Origin of the sequence: Aquaticitalea lipolytica, assembly GCF_014641635.1 — a bacterium.
GTDB lineage: Bacteria > Bacteroidota > Bacteroidia > Flavobacteriales > Flavobacteriaceae > Aquaticitalea > Aquaticitalea lipolytica.
Map to the genome: position 1 here is coordinate 1 of NZ_BMIC01000034.1, position 554 is coordinate 554.

Annotated in this window: 1 protein-coding gene; it reads right to left on the reverse strand. The window is 30.0% G+C overall.

Features of this window, described 5'->3' with window-relative positions:
- Positions 1–547: ATPase, T2SS/T4P/T4SS family (locus tag IEW41_RS14495; protein ID WP_229660236.1), on the reverse strand; the 547-nt coding region annotated here is incomplete at its 3' end.
- Positions 548–554 lie beyond the last annotated feature (7 nt).

The window sequence follows — 554 nt, forward strand, 5'->3', positions numbered from 1 at the left end:
TAGGTAATGAAGACACCCGAATATCAAATTCATCAAGGCCGTTTTTAATGGTAATCCTTCCATCTTGAGGCAATCGTTTTTCTGAAATATCTAACCCAGCTTTAATCTTGAGTTTATTTACAATTACAGGGTATTCATTTAAAGAAATCACATAATGTTCTTTTAATTTTCCATCCAATCGAAAACGAACCCTACATTTTTGTTCATAAGGCTCAAAATGAATATCACTACTTCCAATATTTTTTGCCGTTAGCAATAGCTTTTCAAGAAAATCATTACTATAGTGTAAATCTTCAGTAACAATAGCATTTTGTTTTCTAAAGTTAGTTGCTAAATATTGTTGAATATTTTCAGGAGTTTCTGAAATAAGTTCAACTTCTTTTCCAAAAATGATTTGTAGTTCATGTTTTAAACTCTGTTCCTTGTTGTCAGATTTAAAAAAGAGTTTTTCATCTTTAATAGCAATAGGCACAATTTGATATTGATAGGCTTGTTCACTGCTAATGAGTTGTGATAAGTGGGTTGGTATGTCAAATTCGTTTTTCAAATCTATT